This window comes from Methylobacterium nodulans ORS 2060 (genome assembly GCF_000022085.1).
In the GTDB taxonomy this organism is placed as follows: Bacteria; Pseudomonadota; Alphaproteobacteria; order Rhizobiales; family Beijerinckiaceae; genus Methylobacterium; species Methylobacterium nodulans.
Genome location: NC_011894.1, coordinates 5,087,508 through 5,109,152, shown reverse-complemented (window position 1 = coordinate 5,109,152; position 21,645 = coordinate 5,087,508). Strand labels below are relative to the sequence as shown.

19 protein-coding genes and 9 pseudogenes are annotated in these 21,645 nt (G+C 64.1%); 11 read left to right on the top strand and 17 right to left on the bottom strand.

The window, feature by feature from the left end; translation table 11 throughout:
* Nucleotides 1-226: 226 nt before the first annotated feature.
* Nucleotides 227-1,411 carry a TlpA family protein disulfide reductase gene (locus MNOD_RS23750; RefSeq protein WP_015931504.1) on the bottom strand — a complete coding sequence of 395 codons (1,185 nt, stop codon included), beginning with the start codon at nucleotides 1,409-1,411 and terminating at the stop codon, nucleotides 227-229.
* Between the two features lie 267 nt (nucleotides 1,412-1,678).
* Here MNOD_RS23750 and MNOD_RS47065 point away from each other — a divergent pair.
* A pseudogene (locus MNOD_RS47065) lies at nucleotides 1,679-1,825 on the top strand (IS66 family transposase); the annotation flags it as partial.
* Nucleotides 1,826-1,859: 34 nt separating this feature from the next.
* Here MNOD_RS47065 and MNOD_RS23745 read toward each other — a convergent pair.
* The 3 genes from MNOD_RS23745 to MNOD_RS23735 all read right to left on the bottom strand — a co-directional run bounded on the left by MNOD_RS23745 (nucleotide 1,860) and on the right by MNOD_RS23735 (nucleotide 4,807).
* Nucleotides 1,860-2,612, bottom strand: coding sequence for an IS6-like element ISMno27 family transposase (locus MNOD_RS23745; protein WP_015931503.1), 753 nt, complete (start codon nucleotides 2,610-2,612; stop codon nucleotides 1,860-1,862).
* A 339-nt stretch (nucleotides 2,613-2,951) separates the two neighbouring features.
* Nucleotides 2,952-3,968: an IS110-like element ISMno26 family transposase gene (locus MNOD_RS23740; RefSeq protein ID WP_015931502.1), complete on the bottom strand. Its 1,017-nt coding sequence runs from the start codon at nucleotides 3,966-3,968 to the stop codon at nucleotides 2,952-2,954.
* Nucleotides 3,969-4,438: 470 nt separating this feature from the next.
* The gene (locus MNOD_RS23735) at nucleotides 4,439-4,807 is read right to left on the bottom strand and encodes a hypothetical protein (RefSeq protein WP_015930475.1); all 369 of its coding nucleotides are present in this window, start codon (nucleotides 4,805-4,807) and stop codon (nucleotides 4,439-4,441) included.
* 428 nt (nucleotides 4,808-5,235) lie between these two features.
* On the opposite strand from MNOD_RS23735, the gene MNOD_RS23730 reads away from it, so the two are divergent.
* Nucleotides 5,236-5,892, top strand: coding sequence for a Crp/Fnr family transcriptional regulator (locus tag MNOD_RS23730; protein WP_244424531.1), 657 nt, complete (start codon nucleotides 5,236-5,238; stop codon nucleotides 5,890-5,892).
* 89 nt (nucleotides 5,893-5,981) lie between these two features.
* On the opposite strand, the pseudogene MNOD_RS50720 reads toward MNOD_RS23730, so the two are convergent.
* Nucleotides 5,982-6,083: pseudogene (locus MNOD_RS50720) on the bottom strand (IS6 family transposase); the annotation flags it as partial.
* A gap of 88 nt (nucleotides 6,084-6,171) precedes the next feature.
* Here MNOD_RS50720 and MNOD_RS23725 point away from each other — a divergent pair.
* A complete protein-coding gene (locus MNOD_RS23725; RefSeq protein WP_015930477.1) occupies nucleotides 6,172-6,423 on the top strand; it encodes a hypothetical protein in 252 nt (83 codons plus the stop codon).
* A 25-nt stretch (nucleotides 6,424-6,448) separates the two neighbouring features.
* On the opposite strand, the gene MNOD_RS23720 is transcribed toward MNOD_RS23725, so the two are convergent.
* The 4 genes and pseudogenes from MNOD_RS23720 to MNOD_RS23710 form a co-directional block, all read right to left on the bottom strand.
* Entirely contained in the window at nucleotides 6,449-6,808 is a 360-nt protein-coding gene (locus tag MNOD_RS23720; protein ID WP_015930478.1) for a DUF4113 domain-containing protein, read from the bottom strand.
* 106 nt (nucleotides 6,809-6,914) lie between these two features.
* Nucleotides 6,915-7,049, bottom strand: a pseudogene (locus tag MNOD_RS47060) (IS66 family transposase); the annotation flags it as partial.
* 20 nt (nucleotides 7,050-7,069) lie between these two features.
* Nucleotides 7,070-7,874 (bottom strand): annotated as a pseudogene (locus MNOD_RS23715) (IS5 family transposase).
* Between the two features lie 288 nt (nucleotides 7,875-8,162).
* The gene (locus MNOD_RS23710; protein WP_015931501.1) at nucleotides 8,163-9,209 is read right to left on the bottom strand and encodes a LacI family DNA-binding transcriptional regulator; all 1,047 of its coding nucleotides are present in this window, start codon (nucleotides 9,207-9,209) and stop codon (nucleotides 8,163-8,165) included.
* 377 nt (nucleotides 9,210-9,586) lie between these two features.
* Between MNOD_RS23710 and MNOD_RS23705 the strand changes: the two genes are divergently transcribed.
* Nucleotides 9,587-10,291, top strand: a complete 705-nt coding sequence (locus MNOD_RS23705) for a GntR family transcriptional regulator (protein WP_015931500.1) — start codon at nucleotides 9,587-9,589, stop codon at nucleotides 10,289-10,291.
* A gap of 159 nt (nucleotides 10,292-10,450) precedes the next feature.
* Here MNOD_RS23705 and MNOD_RS47055 read toward each other — a convergent pair.
* A pseudogene (locus tag MNOD_RS47055) lies at nucleotides 10,451-10,802 on the bottom strand (IS66 family transposase zinc-finger binding domain-containing protein); the annotation flags it as partial.
* A gap of 267 nt (nucleotides 10,803-11,069) precedes the next feature.
* Between MNOD_RS47055 and MNOD_RS23700 the strand changes: the two are divergent.
* The 5 genes and pseudogenes from MNOD_RS23700 to MNOD_RS23680 all read left to right on the top strand — a co-directional run.
* On the top strand, nucleotides 11,070-11,996 hold the full coding sequence (locus tag MNOD_RS23700; protein ID WP_015931499.1) for a hypothetical protein: 927 nt from the start codon (nucleotides 11,070-11,072) through the stop codon (nucleotides 11,994-11,996).
* A gap of 184 nt (nucleotides 11,997-12,180) precedes the next feature.
* On the top strand, nucleotides 12,181-13,080 hold the full coding sequence (locus MNOD_RS23695) for a dihydrodipicolinate synthase family protein (RefSeq protein ID WP_015930569.1): 900 nt from the start codon (nucleotides 12,181-12,183) through the stop codon (nucleotides 13,078-13,080).
* Between the two features lie 107 nt (nucleotides 13,081-13,187).
* The gene (locus tag MNOD_RS49345; RefSeq protein ID WP_043749296.1) at nucleotides 13,188-13,478 is read left to right on the top strand and encodes an aldehyde dehydrogenase family protein; all 291 of its coding nucleotides are present in this window, start codon (nucleotides 13,188-13,190) and stop codon (nucleotides 13,476-13,478) included.
* A gap of 22 nt (nucleotides 13,479-13,500) precedes the next feature.
* Nucleotides 13,501-13,854, top strand: coding sequence for an aldehyde dehydrogenase family protein (locus MNOD_RS49340; protein WP_043749046.1), 354 nt, complete (start codon nucleotides 13,501-13,503; stop codon nucleotides 13,852-13,854).
* Nucleotides 13,855-13,895: 41 nt separating this feature from the next.
* Nucleotides 13,896-14,480 (top strand): annotated as a pseudogene (locus MNOD_RS23680) (GntR family transcriptional regulator); the annotation flags it as partial.
* 64 nt (nucleotides 14,481-14,544) lie between these two features.
* On the opposite strand, the gene MNOD_RS23675 reads toward MNOD_RS23680, so the two are convergent.
* On the bottom strand, nucleotides 14,545-15,579 hold the full coding sequence (locus MNOD_RS23675; RefSeq protein ID WP_015931497.1) for an IS481 family transposase: 1,035 nt from the start codon (nucleotides 15,577-15,579) through the stop codon (nucleotides 14,545-14,547).
* Nucleotides 15,580-15,694: 115 nt separating this feature from the next.
* Between MNOD_RS23675 and MNOD_RS49335 the strand changes: the two are divergent.
* Nucleotides 15,695-15,820, top strand: a pseudogene (locus MNOD_RS49335) (IS110 family transposase); the annotation flags it as partial.
* Between the two features lie 580 nt (nucleotides 15,821-16,400).
* Here the strand turns inward: MNOD_RS49335 and MNOD_RS23670 are convergent.
* From MNOD_RS23670 to MNOD_RS48225, 5 genes and pseudogenes are all read right to left on the bottom strand, one after another.
* The gene (locus MNOD_RS23670) at nucleotides 16,401-17,339 is read right to left on the bottom strand and encodes a homocysteine S-methyltransferase family protein (protein ID WP_015931496.1); all 939 of its coding nucleotides are present in this window, start codon (nucleotides 17,337-17,339) and stop codon (nucleotides 16,401-16,403) included.
* A 9-nt stretch (nucleotides 17,340-17,348) separates the two neighbouring features.
* Nucleotides 17,349-17,536, bottom strand: a pseudogene (locus tag MNOD_RS49330) (IS481 family transposase); the annotation flags it as partial.
* A 447-nt stretch (nucleotides 17,537-17,983) separates the two neighbouring features.
* Nucleotides 17,984-18,919, bottom strand: coding sequence for a methanethiol S-methyltransferase (mddA, locus tag MNOD_RS23660; protein WP_244424554.1), 936 nt, complete (start codon nucleotides 18,917-18,919; stop codon nucleotides 17,984-17,986).
* 10 nt (nucleotides 18,920-18,929) lie between these two features.
* Complete coding sequence (locus MNOD_RS23655; protein ID WP_015931493.1) at nucleotides 18,930-20,177, bottom strand: SfnB family sulfur acquisition oxidoreductase; 1,248 nt, start codon at nucleotides 20,175-20,177, stop codon at nucleotides 18,930-18,932.
* Nucleotides 20,174-20,434, bottom strand: coding sequence for a hypothetical protein (locus tag MNOD_RS48225; protein ID WP_198157536.1), 261 nt, complete (start codon nucleotides 20,432-20,434; stop codon nucleotides 20,174-20,176). The genes MNOD_RS23655 and MNOD_RS48225 overlap by 4 nt, the downstream gene beginning before the upstream one ends.
* Nucleotides 20,435-20,910: 476 nt before the next feature.
* On the opposite strand from MNOD_RS48225, the pseudogene MNOD_RS49325 reads away from it, so the two are divergent.
* A pseudogene (locus tag MNOD_RS49325) lies at nucleotides 20,911-21,033 on the top strand (porin family protein); the annotation flags it as partial.
* A gap of 58 nt (nucleotides 21,034-21,091) precedes the next feature.
* On the opposite strand, the gene trxA reads toward MNOD_RS49325, so the two are convergent.
* Nucleotides 21,092-21,415, bottom strand: a complete 324-nt coding sequence (gene trxA / locus MNOD_RS23645; protein WP_015931491.1) for a thioredoxin — start codon at nucleotides 21,413-21,415, stop codon at nucleotides 21,092-21,094.
* Between the last annotated feature and the right edge of the window lie 230 nt (nucleotides 21,416-21,645).

The window sequence follows — 21,645 nt, the reverse complement described above, 5'->3', positions numbered from 1 at the left end:
GTCGGCGACATCGGCCGCTGCCGGACCTCTGCGCAAGCGAGGTGCCAAATGCTTCTGGAGCAGTTTTGCTATTGAGCTCAGTACGTTAATGGAACCGCCGGTGATTGGCGGAAACTTCACTCGGCTGTCGGGAATCTGACAATGTCCGACAGCCATGTAATTGTGGAAGGCGCGTCGCCTTCCCGCCCGCGGGTCACGCCTTGTCGCGCCGGCAGGTCTCTGCGGCTCAGTCGCCGCGCCCGGCGGCCGCATCGCAGTGCGCGACGAACTGGTCGAGTTGGGAGATGATCGCCGCCAGCTCTGTGTCGGACGCGAGGGCGAAGGCGGGCGCGAGGGCACGGGCCGCCCGGGCGCGGTCGGCGGCCTCGCCGGTCCGGCCGACGACGAGCAGGGCCCGGGCGGCGGCCTCCGCGAGCATCATCCGCAGGCGGGGGTGAGTCTCTTCGTTGAACAAGGCCTCCGCCTGAGTGATCGCCGTCAGCGCCAGGTTCGCGGCGGCCGGAGGCCAGTCCGGCGCCTCCGTGCCCTGCTCGACCGCCTTCGCCGGCATGGTGCTGAGGAGGTAGATGAGCAGATCGCCGATCCTGACCGTGGCGGCCGGAGGCCAGTCCGGCGCCTCCGTGCCCTGCTCGGCCGCCCCGGCCAGCATGAGGCCGAGCTGGATGAGCGGATCGATCTGGTCTGCGACGACCGCCCCGATCAGGTGCCGCGCGTAATCCAGGGCCGCCTCATCGCGGGCGGACAGCAGCAGCAGCGCGAACTTGTGCAGACCGTGGAGCGGCTCGAGGCCGGGATCGGCCGCGAACGCCGTGTCGTAAGCCTGCAGGAGGCCGGTGCGGTCTCCCGCGGCGAGGTGGCGCTCGACGGTCTCCTCCAGGCTCCAGAGCTCCCGCACCTTGTCGCGCCGCAGGGTCGCCTCCTGCTCCTCCCGGGCCGCCGCGAGGTCCCAGCGCCCCTCGACCACCGCCGCGAGCGGGTCGTCGATGTCCCAGGGAGGGCCGATCCAGGCGATCCGGCCGTCGCGATCGATGATGAAGGCGCTCGGTACACCGGTCTCATAGGCTGCCTTGTACCAGGTCCGGTACATCGTGCCCTGACGCTCGCCGGGCGAGAGCGGCAGATCGGCCGCGATCCGGTAGCCGATCGCGTCGCCCTGATCGCGCACGAAGGCCTCCAGCTCGCCGAAATCCGTCCAGTTGACGGCGACGCCGAGGAAGACCACGTCGGGATACCGCCGCTGCAGCTCGGTCAGGCGCGGGATGCTCGCCGTGCACGGACCGCACGAGGTCTCCCAGAACACGACCACATGGACGCAGCCTTGCGCCAGGGCCGCGATCGGCGTGCCCTTTAGATAGGTCTGGACGCGGATCTCCGCGGCGGGGTCGCCGATCAGCCGTTCTGTCAGGGGCATGGAGGGGTCTCCAGGTGAAGTGGTCACGGCGTTCGGCGCTTATGCCCTTTTTCGTGAAGCATGCAAATGGGGTCAGAAAATATATGACCCTCTATATTGCTGATGTAATCCCATATTATAGCATGTACCGCTACCACGCAGATGAACATCTAATATATCGGAGAATATAGGCGATCCTATATCCTAAAATATATTCTCTGCACGACAAAGAAATCGTTATTGCCCATGCCCCTTGCGCGGCGTGGATTTCGCTGATCCCCTCGTGGGATGGGCCGCAGCGAACTTGAGCGCCTGAGCAAGCAGGAGCTGATCGAGCTGGTGCTGCGGCTGCAGCGCCCGGACAAGACCTCGCGCACCTCCTCCAAGCCGCCGTCCACGGATCGCAAGCAGCGGCGGGCGTGTCGCAAACTCGGGACCGGGACGCAGAAGGAGCTACCCGTCCCCGCTTTCACGCTGTGTTCGCGACGGGAAGCCCGAAGCAGGAGGCCAGCAGCTGGTTCTGCTCGCGCATGGTCCATGCGCCTGAGAACCCGAAGCCCTTGCGAAGCCACAGCATCGCCTCGAAGCCCTGGATTGTGCGCCGGGCCGTCTTGAACGACCGGAACCCGCCCACGCGGGGCATCGGCCTCTTCACCCGGAAGTGGTCACTCACAATCCCCTGCTGCAGGTGCTTGGTGACGTGGTGGGTCGGAGCGCGCGGCAGCAGGCCCTCCTTGCGGCTCTCGGCGATAGCTGGCGGGTAAGGACCAGCGCCGTCGGTGCCGATCCGATCCGGGGCGAGCAGCGGCTCGGCCGAGAGCATCTTGCGGAAGAAGCGCTTGGCCGCACCCAGGTCGCGGTTGGCGGTGAGCAGGAAGTCGACCACCTCGCCATGCTTGTCGATGGCCCGGTCCAGGGAGCGCCACTGACCCCGGACGCGGATGTACGTCTCGTCCACGCGGACCGACCCGCAGTGCGGCTTGCGGAACCGGCGCAGGCGACGCTCGATGGCGGGCGCGTAGGCGAGCACCCAGCGGTTGAGGGTGGAGTGGTCGACCTCCAAGCCGCGCTCCAGGAGCATCTCCTCGATGTCGCGGTAGCTCAGCGCGTCGCGCAGGAACCAGGAGACGGCCTGCACGATCAGCGTCGCCTCGAAATGCCGGCCCTTGAAGGCGTCGCGGGCCTGTCTCTTCAGCTTGAGGGTAAGGGCGTTCAGGATCATGGGCCGGCTCCGAGCGGAGGCGGCAAGCTGGCCGGGTATGCCTAACGACCCGTGAACGCGGGCCCGTTCGCGTTTGCGACATGTGTGGACGGCCCCTGCGGTGCAAGTGGAAAGGGATGCTGCCCAGTCGGGGTGCAGTCATGTGTCCGGCCTGTCGACGCGGCGCTCATGGCCGCTGGCCCTGATGAAGTCCGCGATCGAGGTCCCCATCAAGCCAGCGCGCTGTGACGCGCATGTCGCAAAGCGGGCTCCCCTCAATCCCGGCTCGACCGGTTCGTCATCACCTCTCAGCAGCTTGCACCCCCGTCGCCGGCGAGAGAGCCGGCAGACGGGATCTTGTCAGACGGCGGGCGCTCTGTAGACGTCGCCGCGCGTCATCACCGCCCAGGCAATCCGGGCGGTCTTGTTGGCCAAGGCGACGGACACGACCCGCGCGGGCTTGCGCTCCAAGAGCCGCTTGGCCCAGGCTCGACCGGGGTTGTCTTGGCGCGCCACTCGGATCACCGCCGTGGCCCCCCCGACGAGCAGCCGGCGGATCGTTCCGTCGCCCTGCTTGCTGATGCCCCCGAGCCGATCCTTGCCACCGCTGCTCTGCGGTCGAGGCGTGAGGCCGAGCCAGGCTGCGAACTGCCGGCCGGACCGGAAGAGGGTGGGGTCGGGCACGGCCGCCGCGATCGCGCTGGCGGTGATCGGGCCGATGCCGGGGATGGTCAGCAGACGGCGGCTCGCAGCGTCGCTGCGGCACCAGGCGACGATCTCGGTCTCGGCGCTTCTCAGCTGCTCGGCGACCTCCTCGCTCTGGCCGATGAGGCGGCGGATCGCCGATCGGGCCAACTCCGGCAGGCTGGCCTGATCGGTCCTGAACTGCGCGATGGCGCTCTTCACGCCGGCGGGCCCCTGCGCCGCCACGATCCCGAACTCGGCCAGATGCCCCCGCAAGGCGTTGATCAGCAGGGTGCGCTGCCGGACGAGCAGATCGCGCCCCTTGTGCAGCATGAGCACGGCCTGCTGATCGACGGTCTTGACGGCGACACAGCGCATGGTCGGGCGGCGCACGGCTTCTGCAATGGCCTCGGCATCGGCCGCATCGGATTTGCCACGCTTGACGTACGGCTTTACGGAGGCTGGCGGCATGAGCCTCACGATATGCCCGAGCTTAATCAGTTGGCGAGCCCAGTCGTGTGCCGGTCCACAAGCCTCCATGCCGACCAGGCCAGGTGAAAGCTTGGCAAAGAAAGGCAGGACCTCGGCTCGACGCAAAGGTCGGCGCACGATGACCTCGCCTTGAGCGTCGATGCCGTGGACCTGGAAGACGGTCTTCGCCAGATCGAGGCCGATGGTGCTGACCTGTGCCATGGACGGCTCCTGATGATGAGAACCAGCGGCCTCATCCTGGCACAGCGATGCCGTGAGCAGGGGCCGTCCACCCCATCAAGCCCCGCCCAAGCCGGCGTTCGCGCATGCGTTTGCATTCGCGCAAATCGCATGTTGACAGGGGGGCGGGCTGAAGGAGGATCAGATCGCTACATCGATCTTCCGGTGCCTTGCATCGGGACCTTGGACCCGCCCTCACCGGCGGGTTCTTGCGTTTCAGGCTCTACTCGTCCTCCGATCTCCTGGGCGCCGGAGATGCGGCTCCGCTGGCCATGGCGGACCGCCGTAGCGAGTCTGGCAACACGGCCCAGCCCACGCTGGTGCTCGATCCGTTAGCAAAGCCTTAACCATCACCCGCTCACGGTCATGCTCGACGTCACCGCTGACGTCCGGGCGGCCATCTGGATGGGCGTCGGGCATGACGTCATAGGCGATGAAACCCGCTGGGTGACCTACGACGAGTTGGCCGCGGCACTCGGGATCGCGCCGGACAGCGCCCGCCCCTCGTGGCTCGCCGACGGTGGCCCAGGAAGCCGGGGAACGACGGCCGCACCCTCATCGCCGTCCCCGTCGAGCGGCTGACACCCGACAAGGCCGCCGTCGTCCATCAGGACGTCCAGCCCGACGACACCCCCGACGTCCTCCCCGTTGTCGGGGTGCTCACGCGGCACATCGAGCGCCTGGAAGGACAGCTTGAGGCCGCGCTGAACCGAGCTGCCGATCGCGACACCGTTGCCGTCGAAGGGGACGTGTTCAAGGTCCAGCTCGATGCCCTCCAGGCAGCCCTCGACATGGCCAAGAGAGACCGCGACCGCTGGCATGCAGCCGCGACACGCCCGCCCGAGCCGCCTCCGCATCGCCCCTGGCGGCGACGCTTGGCAGGTTGATGGCCGGCTGGCGACCAAAGACAACCCTTGCGGATGATGCCGGTCGGGCTCCACGGGACATCCGCATGGGCATATCCTTTGACAAAGGACATGACAGCGGGCTAGGCGATGCGCCCTAAGCGAGACCGGCGTCGATCTGCTCGATCATCTCCATGGCCTGCCGGTGGTGCTCGCGGAAGGTGGCGAGCGTCCCCTTCATCATGGTGAGAGACGTTCGGCTTCCTGCGTCTCGTGACCACCTGCGCGCAGCCGCTCTACGACAAGCAGCTGCTGGGTGATAATGCGAATAGCGGGAGCGACCCATGCTACCGGAAAGCCGGGATCCGACCCACTGCCCACAAGGGCGCTGCTCAGTCTGCCGCGTGCGCAGCGTCAGCGTCTGCGCCGCCCTCGACCGCTCCGAACTCGACCGCCTCGAAGCCCTCGCCGAGAACGCGGTTTTCGCCGGCAAGACGACGATGCTGATGCAGGGCGATCCAGCGGACGCCGTCTACACCATCACCGAGGGCACGGCCCGGCTCTACCGGCTGCTGCCAGACGGGCGGTGCCAGATCGTCCGCTTCCTGCTGCCCGGTGACTTTATCGGACTGTCGCTCTCGGAGCACTACGCCTTCTCGGCGGACGCGGTCGAGCCGGTGGCGGCCTGCCGCTTCGGGCGCTCCGCCTTCTCGGGGCTCGTTGACCGGATGCCTCACCTGCTGCGGCGCCTGCACGAGGCCGCGACGCACGAACTCACCCTAGCGCAGGATCACATGGTGCTCCTCGGTCGCCGCACCGCCGAGGAAAAGGTCGCGGCCTTCCTGCTCGGCCTGCGCAAGCGCCTCGGACACCTCGGACGCAGCACCGTGATGCTGCACCTGCCGATGACGCGCCAGGACATCGCCGACTATCTCGGCCTCACGCTGGAGACGGTGAGCCGCACCTTCTCAAAGCTCGCCGGCGACAAGGTGATTCTCGTTGTGCGGAATGGCATCCAGGTGCTGAACCCGAGGCGCTTGGAGGATCTCGCGGCGGCATGAGCCTCACCGCTCCAGGCTGGCGAGGTAGCGGATCAGGGCTTGTAGCAAACTCGAGACCGGGTCGCAGAAGGGGCTACCCGTCCCCGCTTTCACGCTTTGTTCGCGACGGGGGGCCCCGAAGCAGGAGGCGAGGAGCAGTTCTGCTCGCGCACGGTCCGTGGGCCGGCGAACCCATAGCCCTTACGAAGCCACCGTGCGGGAGAAGTTTCTCCGCAGTGCGAGCCTACCGGCGCGGCCGGCATGAGGTATGCTGGGTCGATGCGACCGTGAGGCTTGCCGATGCCGATCTATTTCGACGACGTGTGGCTCCCCGCCGTCGATGGCCACACCCGCGTGAAGCAGGTCTACCGCGGCCGAGAGGACGTGATCGGCCGCGTGCGGCGCTGGCAAGCGGCCGAGCTGGGCGAACCGATGCGGGAGTGGTTCACCGCCGAGCGCTGGGCGAAGGGCCTCTACGTGCCCATTGAGGGAACGCACCCCGACTTCGAGGAGGCTCTCCAACGCATCATCTTCTACGGCGTCGCTCATTGATGGGCCGCCGCAGCCCGCGCCGCACCTACGACGAGGAGGGGCGGATCTCGGGTCTGGGAGCCGCCATCGCTGTCACGACCGGCACCTCGGCGAGCCGCGTCGTATAGCGCGGCGTGCGCAGCTCGAACTTGGTCGCCCACCTCCGCTTCGCCTCCAGGCCCGCCCGCGCCGGCACCACGGTGCCGCGCCCGAAACGCCGGTTGCAGGCATCCATCGCCGCCATCAACGCGCCGCCGCGCTCCCGGTCCAGTGAGCCAAATAGCGCCCGCGGGCTCTCGGCCAGCCGCACGAGGTCGGTCGTGATCCTCCGCCTGCGCAGCCACTCGCCGACGCTGGCCTCCATGCAGAGGCGCTTGACCGAGGGCCTGACGAAGCGGGAGATCATCCGCGGTCTGAAGCGGTTCGTCGCGCGCGAGGTCTACACCCACCTCTGTGGCCATCTCCGGCCTGCCGCAGCCGTTACAAATCCCACTTGACGATTAGAGGAGCATCAATGCGGCCTGCAGCCGCTCGGAGGAGAGCGCCTGCAAGGTCTTGAGGTCGGTCGCCACCGCGTGCAGGCGCGGACCGAACGGCGTGCCGGGCGCCGCCTGCGGCACCGGAGCGACAACCCGTGCACCACAGGTTAGTGCCTGTTTGAGAATGGCTATGGGTGGGAGATGCGGCGGCTGAGCAGGCTTCCCATGGCGAGATAGATCATGGCCTCGGACCCGTCACAGCGCTCCTCATGGTCGCGCACCAGCCAGCCTCGGGACCGTTCGACCACCCAACGCCGCGGCAGAACCTGAAACCCTTGCTGGCCCTCACGCTTGCGCACGATCTCGATCACGAAGTCGCGGTAGGCCGCCGCGCTCATCACCTGACCGCGGTCGTAAGCCCCGTCAGCAAACAGGTGCTTGAGCCAGGGGCGGCGACGGAGGGCCGCGATGATCGCCTCGGCGCCGGCCGCATCCTGCCCGTCGGCCGGCGTGAGGTGCACCATCAGCAGGCGCCCGTCCGTCTCCACCGCCACGTGGCGCTTGCGGCCCTTTGATGCGCTTGCCGGCATCGTAGCCGCCCCCGTGGGGAGCGCCGGGCGCCTTCACGCTCTGGCTGTCGAGCACGCCGGCCGACGGGCTCGCCTCGCGTCCGGCGCGGTCACGATCGAGCAGCAGGGCGCCATCGTGCAGGGTGCGGACCAGCAGGCGGCGGACGAAGCGGCGGACCCACCAGGACACGGTCTGCCAGAGAGCGACGTGGGTCGGCAGCATGCGCCACGAGCAGCCGGCGCGGGCGAGGTAGCGCAGGGCCTAGAGGATCTCGCGCAGATCCACCTTGGGTTTGCGTCCGCGTGCGGCGGGCTTGGGCAGAAGGGGTGCGATCTGCTGCCATTCCGCATCGGTCAAGTCGCTCGGGTAACGCCGCCGCGTCTCGAAAGCGGCTTGGCGCGCACGGTGTTCGGCTGTCCACACCCCTTGAGATGGCTACTGAATTCGTCGCGTTCAAACCGCCATGCCCATTCTCAAACGGGCACTCAGATGCGCCGGACGCCAGACGTTGTCCTCCATGGCGCACCTCCTCACAATGACCGACACAGCCCTATGTTACACTGCTTGCGTAAAGATCATGAGGGTTCGCTCATTTATGCGCCCTCCGCACGCCACTCAATGTCCGGCTCCGTGCTATGTTCGGCCGCCATGGCTGCCCCGGCTCAAACATTTTCGGCCGTGTAGATTTCAAAGGGAATGACCGAACACTTTTCAGGTGTACAGATGAACATCTTCAGGCGTGCAGATAACGAGGGGAATGGCAGGGTGCACGATTCTGCTGCCTTGGTTGCTGATCGTTGATTGCGCCATCACCTCGACCAGCGTGTCGGCCAACAATCTCCTCGGATGCGTCAGGACAACCTTGATCACACCGTCGAAGAGCGCTTTCTGGGTATCAGGTGTCACTTCCCGTCCGATAACCACGAGGTTTCGGGATAAGGCGCTCGGGTCCTCACGCAAGGCTCGGATGACGCCGGTGATGCCGCCACCGGCGACGTAAATGCCAACCAGATCACGTGCCCGCCGCAACAAGTCCAGGGTGATTTCATAGGCGTTGTGCGCGTCCTCGAAAGTTGACACGGAATCGAGCAACTGAAACTCTGGTGCACGTTCGCGGAAGTACGAACGGAAGCGCATTTCGCTGGCATCTTGGGACTGGAAGCGGTGGCTCCCCACATAGACGCCGATCTGTCCCGACTTCCTGCACATGTTGGAGATGAACCAGGCCGCGGTGCCGCCGACCGTCCAGTTGTCCAGCCCTACGTAGCCGGCACGGTTCACCGCCGTGAGATCGGAAATGAGCGCGAATACAGGCACGCCTTCCTCGTGCAGAATGTCGATCGCCTGCGTCACCTTGGGGTGATCTGCAGCGACGACCGCCACGGCATTGCATTCCCGCCCAAGCTGGAGGAGGCGTTCCGCGGCGACCTCCTCCTCCTGGTAGTCCCGGAACCTCACCACCGCCTGGCCCCTGATGGTCTTCGAGGCAGCCGTTGCCTCTTGCAGGTCCGCCCCGAGCATCTCGTAAAGCGATTGTTGCCGCTGCTGGAGGAGGAAGCCGAGGGTGCGGGCAGGCCGATCCTGTCCGAGGCGGTGACGGATCGTCCCAGCGAGATGATAGCCGACGGCCTCCGCGGCACGTTGCACCCGTTCGGCGGTTGCCTGCCGCACGGGATGGCGGCCGCTCAGGACACGATCGACCGTTGACACGCTGACATCGGCGGCCTTGGCCACATCGGCGATGGTAGGGCGGGGCACCTAACTCTCCTGTTTGGCAGTTTATTTCATTCTCTCGCAGTCGCAGTATGATAGTTTTTGAAAGAAAATGTCAATCCTCCTTGCAGAATTTTCATAGGGGTGGCACTTCCAACCGTCGTCAATGAGGGCCTCCTCCCATGACCACAGATCGGCATGAAGCCCGCCGGAAATGCCATCCGCTTGTCGTGCGGTCCTGCCTCGGCTCACGAGGTGCCGGTGTCTAGGACCTGCGCAGATCGCGAAAAGATGGACCGCGCCGAGACGGGTGCGCCATCGACTGATGACGGGCGGGACTGGGCTACGAATCCATCGAACTGTCCCCGCGAGCGGGTTTCCTCGACCGGTGGGTCAAACGCACGAAAAGCGGGAATAACCAAATGAGCGCACGAAACGATATGGCCGGACACAAGCATAACGATCGAGACGAGGAAACAGGGGTTTATCTAAAGATAAAGAAGGATGTCGTCTACAATCAGTTCGCCCCACGCAGTCAGCTCAAACTTAAAGAGCTTTCTGACAAGTACGGCTTCGGTGATACACCCGTCCGCGACGCGTTGATCAAACTGGCGACCGAAGGGTTGATCGAATATATTCCTTATAAGGGCTATTTCACCAAGCCCATGACGGTCCTCAGGTTCACTCAACACTATGATGCGGCATTAGTTCTCCTGAAGTACGCAATCCAGTCGGGTCCTTCGTCCTTTACGACCGAAGAGCCCTGCCCGTCTTATTTGTTCGGCGAACCCGCACCGACCGGAGAAGCCGAAACAACACCCTCCCATGCCCGGGACATTGAGAGCCTCTATGGGAGGATTGCGGCCATGTCCGAAAATTCCGAGGTCATGTCGCTAATCGGACGCTTTATTGACCATACGAGATACATTCGCGAGCTTGGTCTCGAACAAACCGAAGGCCGAGGGACAATCGTCGAGGGCATGATCTGCTTGGTCAAACTGCTTGCCGCTGGCGATCGCACTGCGGCGATCGAGATTCTGACCGTGCTGTTCGATCAAAAGATCGCTCTCCTGGCCGAGTCGGTCAAAGAAGGAAACAACCGCGCCCTCGGCGCGGTCCGGAGCTGAGCCTGAATAGGGTAGAGTTTGGGGAGAAACGCCGAGTGTCTCTAGTGGTCTGAGTTAGTGCTGTTTGATAATGCATGTGACTCACAAGGGGTCGTAGCTCGCCTCCTCTGCGAGCTGCGAGGTATTGTGCTCAAGCTACATTCTCAAACGGGCTCTTAGACAGCGCACGGCCAGTCGCTGGTGTCGGGTGACGACTGGCGCGACCTCGGGCAGCCCAATCCGCTCGGACGAGCTGACGAGCTCGGCCGGCAGGTCCGGAGCCAGGGCGCCGCCACAGCAGGGCACTGACCCGGGCGGTGGGCGACGACCTCGTCGGGATCGGGGTGAGCGTCCGGCTATGCCTCTCGTGACCCGGCTTGGCGCCGCCAGGTTTGGCCTGCGCGCGGCGCTGCTTGCGATCGCTCGAGGGCGGCTTGGAGGAGGTGCGCGAGGTCTTGTCCGGGCGCTGCAACCGCAGCACCAGCTCGATCAGCTCCTGTTTGCTCAGGCGCTCAAGTTCGCTGCGGCCCATCCCTCAAGGGGATCAGCGAAATCCATGCCGCGCAAGGGGCGTAGGCAATACCAATTTCTAAGTCGTGCAGAGAATATATTTTAGGATATAGGAACTCCTATATTCTCTAGTATATTATATATCCATCTGCGTGGTAGCGGAATATTCTATAATATAGGATTTCATCAGCAATATAGAGGGTCATATTTTTTCTGACCCCCTTTGCATGCTTCACGAAAAAGTGGACAAGCGACGAGCACCGTGAACTCTTCACCTGGAGTCCCCTCCATGCCCCTGATGTTTCTCGGCCTTTACGTCGATCACCGGACGTCGGGGCCTTCAGCAATCGCGCAGTATTCTGAGAAGATCAAGTCAATGGCAGACGACCTTGCAGCAAGCGGAGTTCTCCTGGTCCCGACATGCTCGCGTGTTGAGTTCTATGGTGAGGCGCCCGCACTCAGAAACATCCCGAGCGAGGTATTTGCTGACTTTGACTTCAGACGCATTGAAGGTGAGCACGAGATTGCGCAACGTGTCGCCGAGATTGCATCCGGCGTTCGTTCCCCGATCCTCGGCGAGAGGAACATCATCCAGCAGCTCGAGGGCGCTTACAAACGTCTTGACCCAAACCTTCCGATCGCCCGGATCGCACGACTGGGGATTGATATTGGTCTGACCGTACGCGAGAGACATCTGTTCAACGCATCGTTCACCTACGATCAGTTCGTCCGAGACATCATGGCTGATCAATATCAGAATGGCGAGCCTCTCGACCACCTTTACCTGACCGGGGCAAGTGACCTGTGTGTCGACCTGATCAAGAGTGGTGTGGGAGAGCTTTTCCGTTCCACGACAATGGTGACGCGGGATCCGAAGAACGCTCGCAAACGTCTCCGTCGCGTGACTGACAAAAAAGTCGAGTTCATGCGCCCGGAAGAGTTTGGGCACGCACGCGAACCATCGTCGTTCGTCGTGATCACAAACTCCAATCTCGATGATGAATACAAAGCCGTTCTTCAGAATGGGATTCTGCGGATGGAGCCGCGCACGGTAGTGGACCTGATGGCAAATCCGGTGATGTCGGACGCCCTAGTCGGGAAGTCCAACTACGTGAACATGTACGACGAAGAGTTTCTCCGGTCCATCGAGCAGAACAATGAGCAGCTGGATCCAAAGGTGCCGCTCGTGTGTTCCGATATCGAGGCAGCACTCTAAACAGCGCAACTCGATCTTTCCGTGAAGGCACCGTAACCCCAAAGCGGCACACCCCCTGTCGGGCGCCAACCCGCGGCTCGCGGCCTTCGTCGGCCGCTTCACGGAACAGGCCCGCCGTCTCGGTCCTCTCGCGGCCGCGGCGGGCGCACCCTCGACCACATCTGCCACACAAGGACAGTAAAGCATGGCCCGTGCAGACTGGGGTGGCATCTTCCCCGTTCTCGTCACCCCCTTCGGAGCCGATGGCTCCATCAACGAGATCCGGTACAAGGCGCTCATCGACGACGCGATCGCCAATGGCGCGCAGGGCGTGGTGGCCGCCGGCAGCACCGGCGAGTTCTATGCCCTCACCAAAGCCGAACGCGCGCGCCTGTTCAAGCTGGCCGTTGACCACGCGGCGCGCCGCGTGCCCGTGCTGGCCGGTGTCGCCGACCTCCGGGTGGAGGATGTCCTGGAAGCGTGCCAGTCCGCGGTCGCGGCGGGCTGCGCGGGCGGCCTGATCCTGCCGCCGATCTACGCCATGCCGAGCCCGCGTGAGGTCGTGGCCTTCTTCGCGCACATCTCGCGCAACACCCCGCTGCCGCTGATGCTCTACAACAGCCCGCGCCGGGCGAAAATCGAGCTCACCCCGGCGCTGGTGGAGCAGCTCTCCGCGCTGCGGACCGTGGTTGCCATCAAGGACAGCTCCGGCGACATCACCCAGGTGAGCGAGCTCGTGCAGCGCGTGGGTGACAACCTCCGCGTCTTCGTCGGCTACGAGACCATGATCGTTCCCGCCCGGGCCGTGGGCGCCCATGGGGTCATCGCCATGGCGCACCAGATCGCCGGCCCCTTGATCCGCGCCTACTGGGACAAGGCGCTCAGCGGGGACAAGGCCCTGGAGGACCTCGGTCGCGATGTCTGCGCCTTGTATCGCTGCTTCCAGTCCGGGTCCTATTACGCGGCCATCAAGGAGACCATGAGCCAGCTTGGGCGCGACGCCGGCGGCCCGCGCCTGCCGCTGCTGCCGCTGGCAGACGAACAAAAGGCCGCCATCGCCAAGATCATTGCCGATGCCGGCCTCGCCCGGTGGGCCAAGGCCTGAGGGGAGGGGTCCCCATGCGTTCTAACCTCGACCCGGAGGACCCGCTCCCAGCGGGCTTCCGACTGACTGGCGTCTGAGTGCACCTTCCACTGTCCAAGGAATGCAACATGTACACGAAACTGGCTCTCCGCATCGGCGGCGAATGGATCGAAGGAACTGAAGCAGGGAGCGAGATCGTTCTCAACCCTGCTACGGAACAGCCTCTTGGCGCGCTCGCTCACGCCGGTACGGCAGAACTTGACCGCGCACTGATGGCGGCGAGCCGGGCCTTCGAGGGCTGGAAGCGTACTTCGCCCTACGAGCGGGGCGAGATCCTGCGTCGCGCCGCAAACCTGATGCGCGAGCGGCTCGACCACATCGCGACCGTGCTAACGCTCCCGGCTTATCGCCGGCGGTGAACGCCTCAAGGGGACAGGCCTGATGTACAGGCCGACCATCTTGGCGGACATGCCCAACCACGCGAAGGCCATGACGCACGAACCGTTTGGCCCGCTTGCGCTGGTGCAACCTGTTGATGAGATCGACCAAGCGCTGGCACGGGCGAATGCGCTGTCCTATGGGCTGGCCGGATATGCCTTCACCGGCTCCGCCGCGACCGTCAATCGTATCGCGGAGGAGCTTGCGGTCGGGACCATCGGCATCAATCAGATGGTCGTCACGATCCCGGAAACGCCCTTCGGCGGCATTGGCGACAGCGGCTGGGGCCGCGAAGGTGGCATCGAGGGACTTGAGGCCTATACGGTCAAGAAATACGTCGGCCACCTTCAGATATAGCGGCCCGAAGTGAAACGGGCCGGGAAAGGAAATATCAGCTGATGGGCATGGACAGGACGAAGTTCGCCGGATGGTTGCCCAGGCAGTTGTCACCCTCCGGGCCGCGTTATCTGGCTCTGGTGAACGCCCTGGAACAGGATGTCACCGAAGGCCGGTTGACTGACGGTTTCCGCCTGCCCCCCCACCGGGAGTTGGCGCAGCAACTTGGCCTGTCCGTTGGCACCGTGAGCAAGGCCTATCAGGAGGCCGAGCAGCGCGGCATCGTCAGCGGCCATGTGGGGCAAGGCACCTTTGTGCGCCGGCCCGCCCCGGGCCGCGACGAGGCGTCCGCTGCGCGCGAGCCCGTGAACCTGGCGTTGAACGTGCCGGCTGATGGGCGCGAGATCGAGATCCTATCAGGGCTGTTGGCCGAGGTGTCGCAGGGGCGCGAGCTCGCGCCCCTCCTGAGCTACCATCCCCACGGCGGTATCCGGCAGCATCGCGAGATCATTGCCGCCTCCGTCTCCGGCGGCTCGTTCATCGTGGACCCGGCGCGGCTGTTCCTGTGCAACGGCGCCCAGCACGCCATCGACATCGCGCTGCGCCTGGTGGCGCGGCCCGGCGATGCCGTCCTCGTGGATACTGTAGTAGCTGGAATTTGACCTGACAGACGATGTCTGGATGTGGTCGGTCTCGTCTGCCTGATCCCGATCAGGCCGCGATCATCTTCTCCCGAGCAAGTGGGACAGCGTCAAGGAAGGTCTGCATCGGCGTCTTGCCGAAGCACCAGCGGCCCTGGTGCGGGCGCTCCTCGTTGTAGCTGCGCATCCAGGCATCCAGATCTGCCTGCAGCTCGGCCAGCGAGCCGTAGATCCGCTTGCGGAAGGCCACGCGGTAGAACTCGTTCAGCACCGTCTTGTGGAAGCGCTCGACGATCCCGTTCGTCTGCGGGTTCTTGGCCTTGGTGCGCGAATGGTCCACGTCCTCGACCGCCAGGTAGAGTTCGTACTCGTGGTGCTCTGGGTTGCCACAATATTCGGTGCCGCGGTCGGTCAGCACCCGGCACAGCTTCACCGCGTGCTCGTCGAAGAACGGCAGCACGCGGTCGTTGAGCAGGTCGGCCGCGGTCAGGGCCGTCTTGCGGTCGTAGAGCTTGGCAAAGGCCACCTTGGTGTCGGTGTCGATGAAGGTCTGCTGGTCGAGGCGCCCGACCTCCCTCATCGTGCCGACGTAGAAGGTGTCCTGCGCCCCGCAGTAGCCCGGGCACGCGCTCTCGAACTCACCGTGGGTCTCCTTTTCGGCCTTGGCCTTCTCCAGGGCGGCCAGTTGGCCCTCGGTGAGGACCAGCCCTTCCTGGGCGACCTTGGCCTCGAGCGCCTGGAGCCGCTTCTTCATCGTCTCCAGATCGTGGCGCTGCCAGACCCCGCGCACCCCCGCTGGCGAGATCGAATGGCCGCGCGCGCGCACCGCGTTGGCGACCCGGATCTGCCCGAAGGCCGGCTGCTCCAGCGCGAGCTCGACGGTCAGCGCCTCCACCTCCGGCGCGGTGCGGTTCTTCAGGAGGGGCTTGCGTCGGCTTAACTCCTGCAGCGCCACCTCGCCGCCGGTCTCGTAGAGCTCGCGGAAGCGGTAGAAGCTGTCACGCGAGTAGCCCATCAGCTTGCAGGCTTGGCTCACGTTGCCGAGCTGCTTGGCCAGTTCCAGCAGGCCGAGCTTGGCCCGGATGAGCTTCTGCTCCTTCGTCAGGGCCGGTGTCCTCTCGAACGCCGAGGCCGGGCGCTGCGCATCCCGACCACTCCGCGCCCGGCCTCGGCTCGCGCCTCAGCTTCGCGACACCGTCCGTCAGATCAAGTCCTGACTACTGCAAATGATGGCGCGAAAGCCCCACATGCTGGTGGTGGTTGCACTCGCCAACAAGATGGCGCGGACGATCTGGGCGCTGGCCGTCCGCGGCGAGGTGTACCGGAAACCGGTCCTGGCAGCCTGATCAGCCGCCAGGCTCCGGCGCCCCGGGGAGTGCAGGCAGGGCAGAGAGAGGGTAAGGGCAGCAGTCGAAGAGACGGGATTGCTTAAACCTGTACCGCCCCGAGCGCTTCGAGCGCGCAAATCCGAGAGGGACGCGATCCGCACATCTCCATACAGGCCAGCGGCACGGGATGGCCGCACCGACAGGCCGGATACACGACCGCACCTCACTGCACAGCCGTTACCAGACCAAAAATCTGCTTGCATTCATGGGGGCATCCACACACGGGGCGGTTCATTCTGGACCTTGCCGGCGGGCGATTGGACGCGCTTGGCCTTGGAGATCACGCGCGACGACATGTCGGGGCTGAGCCGGAACCGAAGAACCTGGGCGCATAGCGCGGCCGGCCTCCAATCATTCGGACTGGATCATCGAACAGGGCGCCTCACGCTTACGGGAGGCCACAACACGTCTACGTCATCGCCTGCCGCCTCGTTCGGCAATCTCGAACCGACAGCAAAATTCCGGTGAGGAAGCCGCGAGCACACAACGCGATCACGCAATAGGTGGATGACAATGCTCTGGGTCGACCTGCTGCTGGTCACAGGCAGGCTTCGCAGATCGCCTCGATGTGCCGGTGGTCCGTCCCGCAGCAACCACCGAGCACATTCAGGTTGGGCAATCGGCCACGCAGGGTCGCGTAGCGGTGGCCGAGATCCTGCGGGTCGCCGCTGTCGAGATCGGACGCTCCATCAAGGTCGGCGTGGCTTTTCGTGGAGGCGTTCGCCCGTACTCCGCGAATGCGTGCGAGCCAGCTGGCATCCCGGGTCAGAGCGGGTTCGAAGTGCAGCGGATGCGTGCAGCCGATCATGTAGTAGGCCGGGTAGGCGCCCGTAGCGGCGTCCGTCTCCTCGATCGCCGAGCCGAGGGTTTGGCCTGAAGGCAGATGCCCGTCCGTCTCCAGCGTGAAGGAGATCGCCAGCGGCATCTTCGCGTCCCTGGCCGCCATCGCAATGCCGATGGCCTCATCGACGAAGGTGAGGGTGTGGGCACTCACCATATCGGCTTCGCTGTTCTGGAAGACCTCGATCTGCGGGCGGTGATAGGCAGCGGCATCCTCGGCCGACATGGTGGCCTCGGCCGTGTACCCGTCCCCTCGTGGACCGATGACGCCGTTGAGCACGAGCGGCAGGTCGGGCTCTGCGTGCTGACGCCGGAGTGCGTCGACAAAGCCGACGGCAGCCCGGTTCACCTCGGCCAAAGCGTCAGCGTCATAGCCGAGCTTAGCACCCCAGTCGGCATTGGCACGCCAGGTCGGCGTGTCCAAGATCAGGCCCACCCGATACCTCCTGGCCAACTCCAGGTAGGGCTCGAAGCAACGCGTGAGCGCACCTCGACCTTCTGCGCTATTGAGCAAGGGGAAGCGAGCACCGTCGGGAAGATCGATGTTTTCTCGGAATTTCAGTGTGGTTGCAACCCCGCCCTCGGTCAAGAATGGGCGGCCGGTGAGCTGAGGAAGTGAATTGCGGAATTGGGGCATGCGGCATCCGTAGGGTGTGAGGCCGCGCAGCGTCTTCAGCCGACGGCCATTGTTGTCGACGTCCACGAACAGCTGCAGGGGGTGGCGCAGCTGATGGTGCGGTTCATGCGCTCAACTTGACCGTTCCTCCCTGGGCAGCGCGGCTTGGTCAGGCGGTGCTCGACCGTGTTCTGCTCGCAGGCCCAGTCGACGGGATGCCAGCGGTCGAGGCGCGGCTCGGTGCGCTCGGCCCAAGAGGCTGCCGCTGTGGCCTCGGCTTGCTCGTTGACCGGCGTGCTGTCGACGAACTGGATGCCGTAGCCCATCGGGACGATGGCTCGACGGTTCTGGGGCGGCGCGCGGAGCCCTGCGGAGGGCAGCGCGCCGCCCTGGGCGGGCATGGCCGATCAGCAGGTCGCTAGAGTGACGGTGTTCGAAGCCTCACCCCGGAGATCGACCGACCATGACCACCCGCCAGCTTACGCCCAATCCCGGTATTCTCCTCCACACTTCCTCATGCTCTCCCGGATCGATGTCGAGAATGACCTCCTGCCATTCGGGATCGGCAAACAACGGGACGGTACGCTCCTTGCGCTTGGGACCGCAGCCCACACCCAGGCTTTTGGGTCGAGAGACGATCTCGGATTTCCCTGACGGTAAACCGTTCACCTCACACGAAAGGGAAACAGCATCGCGACCTGGCGTTTGTACTGCCTGTACTGATCGCCGTGTTTGGCGATCAGATCCTTCTCCTCATGAGCGATACCAACCATGATATAGGCCGTGGTCACCAGGGCAAACAGCAGCCGGCCCACGGTCATCTGGGGCGTTGCCCAGAACGCGATGATGAAGCCCAGGTAGATCGGATGCCGGACAACGTTGTACAGGCCGGTGATTTTGAACGTATTATCCTGAGCGTCCCGGCCGATAAAGTTCATGTAAACCTGACGCAGTCCAAACAGCTCGAAATGACTAATCAGGAACGTGCTGACCAGAGCCAAGCCCCAGCCGAACAGGGACAGCCCGATCAGGGCCGCATCAAACGGCGAGGTCTGAACACTAAAGACCTCCGCGGGGAGCGGCCGCCACTGCCAGAACAGCAGCAGCAGAGCGGAGCTGGCGCACAAAACATAGGTGCTTCGCTCAACGGGGGCTGGGATCACCTTGAGCCACCAGCGCTTGAAGAACGGGCGCGCCATGAGGCTGTGCTGGACCGCAAACAGGCTCAGCAGCAGCATATCAATCAGAAGCGATAGTCCGAACGAGCCCGCCTCGCCGCTGTCGATCGTTTTGGACACACCGGCGTTTTCGACAAAGCCGATCGCATACACAAACGCGATCAGAGATAGCACATACGCAACCAGTCCATAAAGCAGCGCACTGGTCCGGCCCATCGTCGCAACCTCCAGAAGGTCCGTTTCAACATCGGGTTCCCGCTCTGCCCAATCCAGTACCTCTCGGATCAGGCGGCCGGTACGGGAGCCCTGGCTCGGGCTCCCACTGATACCAAGGAGGCGCGTCAGGCGTTCCTCGCACTGCCTTGCGGCGGAGCGGGCCTGCTCGGCAGAGCCCTGACAGGCGAAATGAGTTGCACGAAGCAAGGCATTTCGATCAGCTCCAGGCATGCAACGGCGGATTGACGCCATTGAGGTAGTAATTGCCGACGATCGCGTATTTCCAGCGGACAGGATCATGCAGCGTGTGGGTGCGAGCGTTCCGCCAATGCCTGTCGAGGTTGTGCTCGGCGAGGGTCGAGCGGGTGCCGGCGAGTTCGAAAAGCTTGGTTGCCGCCTGGATGGCAATCTCGGTGGTGAGGATTTTCGCTCCCATAACGGCAATCTGCGCCTTTGCAACCGTCTGCTCATTTGGCTCGGCGACGGCGCGGTCCACCGCGTGCCCGGCCAGGTCCAAAACGGCCTCGGCTGCATTGGCACGTACCGAAAGCTCACCAACCGCTTGGATCGTGTAAGGATCCTGGGAGGCACGATCGATCCCGCTGTCGACCCAGGCACGAGACTTGGTCTTCACGAAATCGATTGTATCCGCGATGGCCGCCCGCGCGATGCCGAGATCGATCGCTGCTTGCATGATCTGGAAGATCGCACTATCCGCGGTCGGCCGGTCATAGCCCTTGTAGCCCGGAACGAGGTGCGTTTTCGGCACCTTCACATTGTCGAGGATCACGGTGCCCGACAGCGTCGTGCGCTGACCGAAGCTCGACCAGTCATCAATGACGGTCAGACCTGGCGCCCCACGATCGGCGATTGCGTACCAGGCACGCCCCTGGTCATCGAGAGCCACGATCGGAACCCGGTGCGCCAGCAGCGCGCCGGTCGCGTAGAACTTGCGGCCATTGACCACGACATGATCCCCGGCATCGGTGAACTTCGTCTCAAAGTCGACCGCCCGCTTGGAGCCGAACTCAGAGATTGCATTGCCCAACCGGGTGCCAGCGAGCACCTCTGCGAAGAGTTGCCGTTTCTGCTCCTCGTCTGAGACCGTGCGGATTGCTGCCACAATACCTAGGTGGTTCTGCGGGAGCTGGCCCAGCGAAGGATCGGCCTCCGAGATGATGGCAATGACGCGCGAGAGCGTCACATAAGACACTTCCGGTCCGCCATAGGCCTTGGGCACATTGATCGACCAGAGGCCACTTTGGGAGAAGGCATCCAGCTCGTCCTTCGGCCAGATCCGCTCCCGATCCCGTTCGGATGCTCCCGGCCGGAACTGCGCCGCAAGATCGTGTGCAATGGCGATCGCCTCGGCATCATCCTTGATGATATAGGCCTTACCCTCTGGGCGCTCGACCGGGGGTACCGGCTCACCGCTGCCGACAGGATGCTTCGGTTGAACGGTCATGCTGCTGTTTCCGTCATTGGGGCGGGAGCGGAGCGACCCTCTCCACCGAGATAGAAATGGGCGAGTTGCTCCACGATGGCGGATTGTAGGTCAGGAGGCCGGTGCGCGCCGAACTCGCGCAGCGAGCTGACGATCCCGTTGATCTGCTCGGGGCCGAAATGTGCGACCAGCGCTTCCCGGACGATACTGAAGTGCGTGGGCATTGATGCCGTCTCCGGGCGGTTTTCTGCGGGCGGTACTTGGCGCAGATCAGTCATGGTCAGACTCCGCTGGGTTGATGGCGACATCGCTCCCGATGTCACCGCCGGCGGCGACGTCCTGACATCGCAGAAGTTCGCGAAGCATGCAACTGGTTCAGAAGGATATATGTCCATCTATATTGCTGATTGGATCATATATTCTAGAATATGCCGCTACCTCGCAGATGGACAGTTAATACATACGAGAATATAGGCGATCCTATATCCTAAAATATATTCTCTGCACGACAAAGAATTTGCTATTGCCCACGCCCCTTGCGCCGCGTGGATTTCGCTGATCCCCTCGTGGGATGGGCCGCAGCGAACTTGAGCGCCTGAGCAAGCAGGAGCTGATCGAACTACGAATGATTTGAACCATTCGAGTATTTGAGGACATGGCGCGGATGCGAACCAATCATTCGGGCGAGCGCCAACCGGACCCGTTGGAGGTTGCGATCAGCGAGGGAATGCGGGGCGTCGGGTCAGTTCCGGTTGACGGCGCCTTTGCGGTGAACAACACCGGCGCCATCATCACCACGGCCAGCCCGGGCGTGGTCGTGGTCAGCGGCGCCAACCTGCGCCGCGACACCGAGTTCGCGGTGGTCCGCGCCGGCCTGAGAAACGGGAAAGCCCGGCCGCAAGGCCGGGCTGTGGCGGAGCACCACGGCACCGCGGTCAGGCGCTCGCGGACTGGATCCAGCGCAACAGGGCGCCCTTCGACAAGGCCCCGAACTTCTGGCTCACGAGCTTGCCGTCCTTGAAGATCATCAGGGTCGGAACCCCGGCGATCCCGTACTCCGAGACAATGCCCGGATTCTCGTCCACGTTGAGCTTGGCGATCTTGACGCGGCCCTGCATCTCGCTCGAGATCTCTTCCAGCGCCGGGCCGATCGCCTGACAAGAGACGCACCCCTCGGCCCAGAAAACGACGACGACGGGCTCGGAAGCCTCCAGGACGTCCTGCTTGAAACTCGCGTCGGTTACCATCACGGTAGGCATCGTAAAACACTCCGACGCGGCGCCATCCGCCGCTGCCGGGTCTTTCCGCAAGCGATGTGCCGAATGCTTCTGAATACCTTTATCCTTCTGAATACCTGTTGCTATTGAGCTCAGTCCGTTAATGGAACCGCGGGTGATTGGCGGGAACTTCACTCAGCTGTCGGGAAGCTGACAAAGTCCGACAGCCTGGGATTGGGGAAGGCGCGTCCGGCCCTGCAGGGCGGTGAGAT

Bases quoted from the DNA above. Each gene is read 5' to 3' on its own strand.
- MNOD_RS23740 (WP_015931502.1), bottom strand. From the start codon at position 3,968: ATGGCACAGGTCAGCACCATCGGCCTCGATCTGGCGAAGACCGTCTTC.
- MNOD_RS23750 (WP_015931504.1), bottom strand. From the start codon at position 1,411: ATGCCCCTGACAGAACGGCTGATCGGCGACCCCGCCGCGGAGATCCGC.
- MNOD_RS23725 (WP_015930477.1), top strand. From the start codon at position 6,172: ATGCCGATCTATTTCGACGACGTGTGGCTCCCCGCCGTCGATGGCCAC.
- MNOD_RS49340 (WP_043749046.1), top strand. From the start codon at position 13,501: ATGTACAGGCCGACCATCTTGGCGGACATGCCCAACCACGCGAAGGCC.
- MNOD_RS23670 (WP_015931496.1), bottom strand. From the start codon at position 17,339: ATGCCCCAATTCCGCAATTCACTTCCTCAGCTCACCGGCCGCCCATTC.
- MNOD_RS23700 (WP_015931499.1), top strand. From the start codon at position 11,070: ATGCCCCTGATGTTTCTCGGCCTTTACGTCGATCACCGGACGTCGGGG.
- MNOD_RS49345 (WP_043749296.1), top strand. From the start codon at position 13,188: ATGTACACGAAACTGGCTCTCCGCATCGGCGGCGAATGGATCGAAGGA.
- MNOD_RS23745 (WP_015931503.1), bottom strand. From the start codon at position 2,612: ATGATCCTGAACGCCCTTACCCTCAAGCTGAAGAGACAGGCCCGCGAC.
- MNOD_RS23705 (WP_015931500.1), top strand. From the start codon at position 9,587: ATGAGCGCACGAAACGATATGGCCGGACACAAGCATAACGATCGAGAC.
- MNOD_RS23720 (WP_015930478.1), bottom strand. From the start codon at position 6,808: ATGATCTCCCGCTTCGTCAGGCCCTCGGTCAAGCGCCTCTGCATGGAG.
- MNOD_RS23735 (WP_015930475.1), bottom strand. From the start codon at position 4,807: ATGCCAGCGGTCGCGGTCTCTCTTGGCCATGTCGAGGGCTGCCTGGAG.
- MNOD_RS23655 (WP_015931493.1), bottom strand. From the start codon at position 20,177: ATGACCGTTCAACCGAAGCATCCTGTCGGCAGCGGTGAGCCGGTACCC.
- MNOD_RS23695 (WP_015930569.1), top strand. From the start codon at position 12,181: ATGGCCCGTGCAGACTGGGGTGGCATCTTCCCCGTTCTCGTCACCCCC.
- MNOD_RS48225 (WP_198157536.1), bottom strand. From the start codon at position 20,434: ATGACTGATCTGCGCCAAGTACCGCCCGCAGAAAACCGCCCGGAGACG.
- trxA (WP_015931491.1), bottom strand. From the start codon at position 21,415: ATGCCTACCGTGATGGTAACCGACGCGAGTTTCAAGCAGGACGTCCTG.